The following is a 7,062-nucleotide window of genomic DNA, read 5'->3' as shown; positions in this document are numbered from 1 at the left end:
TCCCGGCCGCCAGTAGGACGATATCTGCAGGATTGCCGGGCCGCTGAGGCCACGCTTCGCTGCTCGGCGGGATACCCGCCTCGCGGGCGCTCAGCTCTAGTCGTCGAGGTCGTGGAGCTCGGCGAAGTCTCCCGATTCGGGCTCGCCGCCTGCACGATCATTGGCACGATCATTGGCCGGTTCACCGGCGTCGGTGAGATCGGTGACGCGCCCCGTGGGAATCTCGCCCGTCTCCTCTTCGGGGTTGGGACGGTGGAGGAGCAACCGCGTCTCGACGTCAGGATCGAGCGGAGGCTCCTCGCGGACGCGTCGCCACGGCGCGACGACGATGAGCACCAGGATGAGCACCGACGCGATCGCAATGATCACGAGCACTGTGGTGGTGAACTCGAGCGCGAGGGGAGCGGACATCCTCCGCATTATCGCCGCTGCGCGCGTCCGGCGACGGTATTCGCGCGCGTCTCCGGGTCTGCCGCACCCCTACCGTTCGAGTGGTGGAGACGAAGCGACGCCTGGCTCTCGCCCTCGTGACCGCCGTCACATGCCTGCTCGTTCCGATCCCGCACGCCGCCGCGGCACCGCTCCCGGGTGGCTGGTGTGGCCCCGGCGAGCTCGCGGGCGATCGTCCTGATGTCGTGGCGCCGAGGCAGGTCCACGTGATCTACGCCTACCCGACCGACACCGCTGACCGATTCGGGGACCTGTCGCGGGCGATCGTCCGCGACCTGGCGGGTGTCGACACGTGGTGGCGATCGCAGGATCCCGCTCGCGCTCCCCGCTTCGACTTCGCGGATTTCGCCGGCTGCGACTCGGAATTCGGCGCGCTCGACCTGTCGAGCCTCGCGCTCACTCAGGACAGCAGCGCGCTCGACGTCGAGAACGGAGTCGACCTCGCAGACTCGGTCGGTGACGACCTCATGAACGCCGGTTTCACGGATGCGACGAAGAAGTACCTCGTGTTCTACGACGGTCCGGCACCCGAGAACTTCTGCGGTCGGTCGGCGAGCAGCTCGGTGCGCGGTGGGCCCCGGTTGGTCTCGTTTGTCTTCCTGCAGGGTGCCTCGGGGTGCGCGGTCGGCGGATACGGCGCCGGCAACGGGTGGCCCGCGCGTACCGTGGCCCACGAGCTCATCCACGCGTTCAACGACTTCTTCACTGCCGGAGGAGCGCCGAACGCGTGCGAGGACCGCGGGCACGTGTGCGAGAGCACCGCGGACATCCTCTCCACCGGGTCCATCCACCCGGGACCGCGGCTGTCGGATTCGACCCTCGACGTGGGGAACGACGACTACTACCACCATCCCGGCACATGGTGGGACGTGCGCGATTCGCCCTGGCTCATGCACCTGGAGAGCCCCCCGGGTGTGCTCTCGGTGGTAGCCGCAGGGCCCGGAGGCCAGGTCTCGATCGCTCCCTTCCTGAGGGTGTGCCCGGACGAGTGCGCGCAGCGCTACGACGGCGGAACTCCGGTGCGGCTCATAGCGGTGGTGCAGGCGGGCTATCGACTCCTCAGGTGGGGTGGGGCGTGCTCCGGGAGCAGCGACTCCTGCGACACGACCGTGAACGAGGACGGCACGACGGTCACCGCGACCTTCGGCCCTGCCGTGAAGCTCGTTGCGTCGGCTGTTGGCCAAGGGAGCATCTCCCGGCTAGAGGGCGGGCCGTGTCAGGGGAACTGCTCGTGGGACCTGATTCCGGGCTCGCAAGTTCGTGTCGTGGCGACTCCGGGGCCGGGCGCGCGCTTCGCTGGTTGGCGTGGTCTCTGCGCCGGTACGAAGCTCACGTGCACCATCGCGGTCTCGCTCAGCGCGAAGCGTCCGGCGGTGACCGCCGTGTTCCGCCCACAGGGACCGCGGGGCGGGCGGACCAATCCCAGAAGCCGCGAGCCCTAAGGTCGCGCGAGTGAAGCGACACGTGCTGATCCGGCGCTTGGTGTCGGTTCTCCTGCTCACCGTTGTGGTCACCGGTATCGCCTGGGCCGGGCTGTCGGCCGAGGTGCTCGGGGGCTTCCAGCGCCGCGCCACCGATGCGCTCTTCCCCGGCGCGCCCACCGACAAGCGCGTCGTGGTCGTGGGGATCGACCGCAAGGCGATCAACTTCTTCGACGACCCGCTGCCCTGGCCGCGCGGGCGGATGGCCGACCTTACCGATCGTCTGTCGCAGGCGGGTGCCGCGGTCATTGTGTTCGACCTCGTGTTCTCGCAGCAGTCGGACAATCCTGCCGGCGACGACGCCTTCGCGGCGGCTGTGAAGCAGGCGGGCAACGTGGTCTTCGGGGAAGGCGTGACCAACGCGATTTCCGGAAAGAACGGTCGGCCGCCGCTTGCACTCGAGGGCACGAATGTGTACGACAAGTTCGCGGAGAACGCCGCCGGGATCGGGCATGTCCAGGTGAACCAGGATCCCGCCGACGGTGTGGTTCGGAGCGTCTCGCTCGTCTTCGACACCAAGAAGGGCGCCTTCCTTCCCGCGTTGGCGCTTGTTGCGGTGATGAAACTGCGCGGCGTCACAGCACCGGCGATCGTTCGGCCTGGCGGCGTCGTCGCAGCGGACCGTTTCATCCCCACGGGGTCCGAGACGTCGATGGTGCTCAACTTCTCCGCCAAGCTCTCCGAGCCCACGAGCGCGATCTCCGCACTCGACGTGCTCGACGGGAGTCTCGATGCGAGTCGTGTCGCGGGCAAGATCGTGTTCATCGGTGCCACCGATCCACTGTCGGGTGACGTCCGGCTCGTGCCGACGAACAAGTCGTCGCGCCTCCCGGGTGTGTTCCTGCACGCCAACGCGGCCAACACGATGCTCACCGGCACGTATCTCCAGACAGCAAGCGATACCACGACGTTGATGTGGGTGGCGCTCCTCACGATGCTGGTCGGGCTGCTCGTGCTCATGCTGCCGTTGTGGCTCTCGCCCGTGGTCACACTCCTGCTCGTATTTGGCTGCCTCGTCCTGGTTGTCGCGCGCTTCGACGCGGGCACCATCAACAACATCATCTACCCGCTCGTTGCCGTTGCGCTCGCGTTCCTCGGTGCTGTGGTCCTCCGGTACTTCGGTGAGACTCGGCAACGGCGTCGTGTCACCGCGCTGTTCTCGCAGTACGTGCCCGAGACCGTCGCGAAGCGGCTCGTCGACGAGGATCGTGCCGAGACCGCGGCCGAGGGCCAACGGCTCGACATGACGGTGTTGTTCTGCGACCTCAGAGGTTTCACCGCGCTGTCGGAGAGCCTGTCGCCGGCGACCGTCCGCGTGATGCTCGACCACTACTACGACCGGGTCACCGAACTCGTGCTCGCGATGCGCGGCACATTGATGAAGTACGTCGGCGACGAGGTCTTCGCGGTCTGGGGGGCGCCCATCCCGACCAGTGACCATCCGGCGCAGGCACTCGAGTGCGCGATCGCAATCCAGGAGCTCACGCCCCAGCTCAACCGCGAGCTGCTCGAGCGTGGTGCGCCCGAGGTGTCGTTCGGTATCGGCCTCAACACCGGCGAAGCCGTTGCCGCGCACTTCGGCGGGCGCCGTCGCCGCCAGTACGACGTGGTCGGCGACACGGTGAACATCGGCGCGCGGTTGTGCTCCACGGCCGGCCGCGGCGAGATCATCCTCTCGGACCAGGTGTTGCGCCGGGTGCCGTCGCCCCCGCCGGTCGAGCCGGTCGGCCCCGTGGAGCTGAAGGGCGTGAGCCGGGAGTTGCGACTGTGGCGAGTAGTGACTTCTGATTCAGGTAACTTGGCCCAATCAGCCGACACCATGGCAGGACACGACGCAGATGATGTGCGGGACTCGGCCAGTGAAGGACCCGGTGAGACAACTGGTGAGACAACCGGTGAACCTGGGGGAGCACGGGTCGGTGCTGGGGAAGCAGGCGGGTAAGGCCGCGCTCTCCCTGCTGGGCGTATCGGTGTGCCTGCTCGCGTTGGCCTCGCCCGCGCTCGCCGCGAAGCCTGCGAAGCCGAAGCAGGCCACCTCCACCGCGACCGTGCTGGCGACGCTCACGATCCGGACGCCGAACGTCGCGGTCAAGGCAAAGGGCAAGCCTTCCTACAAGGCCGGGAAGAACGGCCAGACGTTGCGCCAGGGCGACGCGCTCCGCACCGACGTCGCCGGCCTGGCCGAGATCAGCTATACCGACGGCTCCTATACGCGCCTCGGTCCGAGTACCGAGTTCTCGATCTCCAAGCTCACCAACAAGCAGGGGGCGCGCCAGACCCAAGGGTCGCTGACGGTCGGTTCTGCGTTCAACCGCGCCGCCAAGGTCTCCGAGACCGGGGCGTTCGAGATCAAAGCGGGCGGCGCAACCGCTGCCGTCGAGGGCACCGTGTTCGTCGTGATCTGCACGCAACTGGGCACGCAGGTCTCGTGTCAGTTCATCGACATCAAGGACCCCATCACCGTGCAGCTCGGCAACGCCCCGCCGGTGCAGCTCGATTCGGCCACGAACGTCACGCTCGACCAGGGCCAGTTCAGCGAACTGAAGCAGCTCACGTACGAAGACCTCACCGGCAACCTCTTCATTGCGGGAAACCTGTTCCTCGACGACCTCCTCGAGCTCGGGGGCTTCTCCGAATTGCCGCCCCCGAGCGAGCCCCCTCCGAACCCGGAGCCGCAGACCGTGCCGGTCCCGCCGCCACCACCCCCGCCGCCACCGGAGCCGGTCGTCCAGGCCGACGACATCGAGATATCGCAGTACCCGCCCGACGGCGAGCTCACCGTCGACGACCCGAACATCGAGGTCGGCGGCCAGGAGTCCTTCCGCGGTTCGGGCTGTAAGCCGAGCGAGACCGTCGCCGTGCTGTTCGACGGTGTGCAAGTGGGCACGCTGCCCACCGACAGCACGGGCAGCTTCGCGGGCACGATCACGATCCCGCGGGGCACCACACCCGGTCAGCACTTGCTGACCGTGCGGGGCGCGTCCTGTGAGCTCAACGCGGTCATCAACGTGCTCGGCGCGGCCGCCCTTGCATTCACCGGCGCTTCCAGCCATACGTCCACCTACGTCCTCGCCGGCGCTGCGGCGGTCGTCATCGGGAGCGCGTTCGTGCTCGGCTCACGGCGTCGCCACTCGGGTTCGATGCGCCGGGGGGCTCGACGGCCGTCGGCATGAGCCTCGGCTCACCATGAGCGACACGGTCGACCTCGAGCACCGGATCGCGCTGCTGCGGGGCGTGTGGCTGTTCTCGGCGTGCGACGAAGGCGAGATCGAGCGGATCGCGGCGATGGCCAAGCCGCGAGCCGTCGAGGCCGGCACCGAGGTGGCACGTGAGGGCGATCCGGGACTCGAGTTCTTCGTGGTGGTTGCCGGCGACGCGATCGCGACCATCGACGGTGATGAGGTCGGGCGGATTGTCGCCGGCGGATTCTTCGGGGAGATGGCGCTGCTCGACGGCGGAGAGCGCGTGGCCACTGTCACCGCGGCGAGCGCGATGAGCCTGCTGGTGCTCGGACGTCACGAGTTCAACGAGATGCTCGAGATCGCAATGCCGTCGGTCGCGCCGAAGCTGCTTGCGGTGGTGGGCGCTCGGATGCGCACGATCGAGCGTCACGCGGGCGTGGAGTCGACCCTCGGCCTGTAGCGGACGCAGCCCGTGATTGGCCGGTCGAATGCCGGTGAGCAACGACCATGGTACTCGCCAACTATCTCGGGGACCAACTACACTCGCGGGCCATGGCGATGCCGGTCGAGGCGCGTGAAGATCTCGCCCGCGCGCTCACGGCCACCCTGTTCGGCGTGGTGCAGTGCATCAAGCAAGACACCGCGCGCCGGGCAGCCCAGTGGGACATGTCGATCACTCAGGTGCGGGCGCTGTACGCGCTGCGCGAACCGTCGTCGATGCGTGAGCTCGCAGAGCGCCTGTACCTCGACCCCTCGAATCTCACCGCGCTCGTCGACCGACTGGAAGACCTCGGCCTCGTCGAGCGCCAGGCGGACGCCGACGACCGTCGCGTCAAGCGCTTGGTGATCACTCCGAAGGGCGTGCACTTGAGCGAAGAGATCATCGACGCGGTCTTTGCCGGGGGCACGGTGTTCGACCGGCTCGATGCCGATGAGCAGCGGCAGTTGCTCGACCTGCTCGACCGCATCGTGGAGCCCCCGGCGCCGTAGCGCGAACCCCGGTGGCCGGCACAGAGCTCCCGCAGAGGGTACGCACATACCGCCACCACCATCTCGACAGCACGCGCTGGGACAGCTACCGGCCGCGAGCGGGCGACGTCATCATCTCCACGTCGTACAAGTCGGGTACCACGTGGATGCAGCGCATCATGAGCCTTCTCGTGTTCGGTGCCGCTCCGCTCACCGAGGATCTCGGTGCGCTGTCGCCGTGGATCGACCTTCGCGTGACCCCACTCGACGGCGTGATCGCCGGGATCGAGGCACAAGAGCACCAGCGCTTCGTCAAGAGCCACCTGCCGCTCGACGCGCTGCCGTACTACCCCGACGTCCGGTACATCTGGGTCGCACGCGACACGCGCGACGTGTTCATGTCGATCTTCAACCACTACCACTCGCACACGGACGAGGCATACGAGATGTTCGCCAGCGGCGACCCGGAGGGCGGGCCCTTGCCGCGCTGTCCCGAGGACCCGCGCGAGTTCTGGGCGCCGTGGATGACGCGCGCGTCCTTCCCGTGGGAGCGCGACGGCTGGCCGTACTGGTCACACCACTACCACGCCGAGTCGTTCTGGCCGTTCCGAGACCTTCCGAACGTGCTGGCGGTGCACTACAACGACCTCACCGCCGATCTCGAAGGACAGATGCGGCGGGTGGCCGCGTTCACCGGCATCGACGTCCCGGAAGACGACTGGCCGTCGCTGGTCGAGGGGGCGCGCTTCGAGTCGATGAAGCAGGAAGCCCTCGAACACGATTCATCGGGCAGGTCGATGCTGCCCATGCTCTGGAAGGGCGGCGCCGAGGCCTTCTTCTTCAAAGGCACGAACGGCCGTTGGCGCGACGTGCTCACTTCAGAAGACCTCACGCTGTACGAGCAGGTCGTCGCGCCGCTCGATCCCGCACTCCGCGCCTGGTTGGAGAACGGCAGCCTCTCCACGTAGTCCCGACGTCCG

The 7,062-nt window shown here is 67.8% G+C and carries 7 protein-coding genes; 6 read left to right on the top strand and 1 reads right to left on the bottom strand.

The features are described from left to right. Positions 1-96: 96 nt before the first annotated feature. The gene (locus tag WD271_01875; protein ID MEX1006575.1) at positions 97-411 is read right to left on the bottom strand and encodes a hypothetical protein; all 315 of its coding nucleotides are present in this window, start codon (positions 409-411) and stop codon (positions 97-99) included. A gap of 83 nt (positions 412-494) precedes the next feature. Here WD271_01875 and WD271_01870 point away from each other — a divergent pair, with 83 nt between their 5' ends. The 6 genes from WD271_01870 to WD271_01845 all read left to right on the top strand — a co-directional run bounded on the left by WD271_01870 (position 495) and on the right by WD271_01845 (position 7,050). Beyond that, on the top strand, positions 495-1,892 hold the full coding sequence (locus tag WD271_01870; protein MEX1006574.1) for a hypothetical protein: 1,398 nt from the start codon (positions 495-497) through the stop codon (positions 1,890-1,892). A gap of 10 nt (positions 1,893-1,902) precedes the next feature. Next, entirely contained in the window at positions 1,903-3,873 is a 1,971-nt protein-coding gene (locus tag WD271_01865; protein ID MEX1006573.1) for an adenylate/guanylate cyclase domain-containing protein, read from the top strand. Further along, positions 3,815-5,104, top strand: a complete 1,290-nt coding sequence (locus tag WD271_01860) for a FecR family protein (GenBank protein MEX1006572.1) — start codon at positions 3,815-3,817, stop codon at positions 5,102-5,104. Before WD271_01865 ends, WD271_01860 begins: the two co-directional genes overlap by 59 nt. A gap of 13 nt (positions 5,105-5,117) precedes the next feature. Next, positions 5,118-5,573 (top strand): cyclic nucleotide-binding domain-containing protein, encoded by a 456-nt coding sequence (locus WD271_01855; protein MEX1006571.1) that lies wholly within the window; start codon positions 5,118-5,120, stop codon positions 5,571-5,573. 92 nt (positions 5,574-5,665) lie between these two features. Next, positions 5,666-6,103 carry a MarR family transcriptional regulator gene (locus WD271_01850; protein MEX1006570.1) on the top strand — a complete coding sequence of 146 codons (438 nt, stop codon included), beginning with the start codon at positions 5,666-5,668 and terminating at the stop codon, positions 6,101-6,103. 11 nt (positions 6,104-6,114) lie between these two features. Further along, positions 6,115-7,050 carry a sulfotransferase domain-containing protein gene (locus WD271_01845; protein MEX1006569.1) on the top strand — a complete coding sequence of 312 codons (936 nt, stop codon included), beginning with the start codon at positions 6,115-6,117 and terminating at the stop codon, positions 7,048-7,050. The last annotated feature ends 12 nt before the right edge of the window (positions 7,051-7,062 follow it).

It is taken from the genome of Acidimicrobiia bacterium (genome assembly GCA_040880805.1).
GTDB lineage: Bacteria > Actinomycetota > Acidimicrobiia > IMCC26256 > DASPTH01 > DASPTH01.
Note: the sequence above shows the minus strand (reverse complement) of the source record. Positions and strands in the feature narration are given on the sequence as shown.